Below are 1,885 nucleotides of genomic sequence, written 5' to 3'. Positions count from 1 at the left end.
TCGACTTATCGGGCTTTGACGCGTGGTATAACAACGACAAAACAGGCGCTGCTGCGTATCCGCCTTCGGTAATGCTAAAGATTATTTTACTGGGTTATGCACATGGATTTATCAGTAGCCGTCGGATTGCAAAGGCTTGCGAGCATAATATTTTATTTATGAGTGTGTCGGGAGATATTCAGCCGCATTACACATCAATAGCGGGATTCGTGGCCAAAAAAAGAATATAAACAAGACACCCACTCTAAATTTTGCGCTTTTCGAAGTTAAAGACTAGCCTTTGTTTAGTGCAAAAAACAAGCAGAGTGTCTTATGGCAATCGCAAGAAAGCGTCAAGTAAGTTTGGTTGATACAAAGTACTACCACTGTATTTCACGTTGTGTACGCCGTGCATTTTTATGTGGCGAAGACCGTTTTACAGGCAAGTCTTACGAGCATCGTAGAGGTTGGGTTGAAGACAAACTGCTTGAGTTAGCTAAGGTGTTTTGTATTGATGTATGTGCTTATGCCGTTATGAGTAATCATACCCATTTAGTACTGTATGTTGATGATAAGAAAGCGAATAGGCTGAATGATAAAGCGATTGTTATTCGCTGGCATAAACTCTGTAAAGGCACATTGTTAACGCAAAAATATGTACAGGGTGAAAAGCTAAGTAAAGTTGAACTTATCTTTTTTAATCAAACAGTAAAGGGATATCGAGAGCGCCTATCAAGTATTAGCTGGTTTATGCGGTTGTTAAATGAAGATATTGCTCGCAGAGCAAATAAGGAAGATAACTGTACTGGCAGGTTTTGGGAGGGGCGATTTAGCTCACAAGCATTACTAGATGAAGCCGCACTTGCCGCCTGTATGGCGTATGTAGATTTAAACCCCATTAGAGCCAAGATGGCTAAAACGGCAGAAGAGTCAGACCATACCAGCGCTCAAGTACGCTTAATATGCGCAAAAGAAGGCAAGCAGCCAAAACAGCTCCTTCGCTTTGCAGGTATGCCACGTCAGATTATGCCCAAAGGGCTGCCGTTTGAGCTTAAATCGTACCTTGAACTTGTTGAATTTACAGGACGTTGTATACGAGAAGACAAGCGAGGGTATATTGAAAGTACACATTTGTCTTTACTGGAAAGGGTGAATATATCTCCAGAAAACTGGTTAAAGCTTACAACCCAATTTACGCGCGTATTTCGTGGTGCAGTGGGCAGGCCAGCCTCACAAGAAGCTTATTGTGAAAACTTAAAGCGAAAGCGGCGAGCGAATATCAGTAACTGCGAAAAGCTACTGGCATAAAACGTAAACTACTCAGTAAAACTATTCAATAATAAATTACAACTGCACCATGCAGTCATTTTCATGCGTGCAATTTAGATTAAGAGCGCTAATGACTTATTTGATGGATGAAATGAAAATAACCTGTCGATAAAAGATATATTATTAACCTACAAATTAAATTTAATGGCAACATTTTGTTTGTTCAATTAAAGTGGCTGTCTAGTTTATCTTGCAGTCTAGTTTATCTTGCATAAAACGTAAACTACTCAGTAAAACTATTCAATAATAAATCACAACTGCACCATGCAGTCATTTTCATGCGTGCAATTTAGATTAAGAGCGCTAATGACTTATTTGATGGATGAAATGAAAATAACCTGTCGATAAAAGATATATTATTAACCTACAAATTAAATTTAATGGCAACATTTTGTTTGTTCAATTAAAGTGGCTGTCTAGTTTATCTGTAGTTTATCTGTAGTTTATCTGGTTATTTAAAAGACTGTAAAACGTGCCCGCTACAGCAGCAATGCATGCGAAAGCCACCCATTAAAACGGGGCGACAAGTACAGTTTATAAATAATGAATCACGCAAAAAGCTGAGCTATGTAGACAA

At 38.8% G+C, this 1,885-nt stretch carries 3 protein-coding genes; all 3 read left to right on the top strand.

The window, feature by feature from the left end; translation table 11 throughout:
* On the top strand, nt 1-230 hold a 230-nt coding region (locus GQR52_RS20300), incomplete at its 5' end, for a transposase (RefSeq protein WP_240914503.1).
* Nucleotides 231-312: 82 nt separating this feature from the next.
* Complete coding sequence (locus tag GQR52_RS20295) at nt 313-1,287, top strand: transposase (protein WP_165729608.1); 975 nt, start codon at nt 313-315, stop codon at nt 1,285-1,287.
* 455 nt (nt 1,288-1,742) lie between these two features.
* Nucleotides 1,743-1,885 (top strand): transposase (locus tag GQR52_RS20290; protein WP_346774291.1); only part of this gene is annotated, 143 nt, incomplete at its 3' end.

This window comes from Pseudoalteromonas sp. 31A1, assembly GCF_011378815.1.
Lineage (GTDB): Bacteria > Pseudomonadota > Gammaproteobacteria > Enterobacterales > Alteromonadaceae > Pseudoalteromonas > Pseudoalteromonas arctica.
This window is presented reverse-complemented; position numbering and strand designations above follow the sequence as displayed.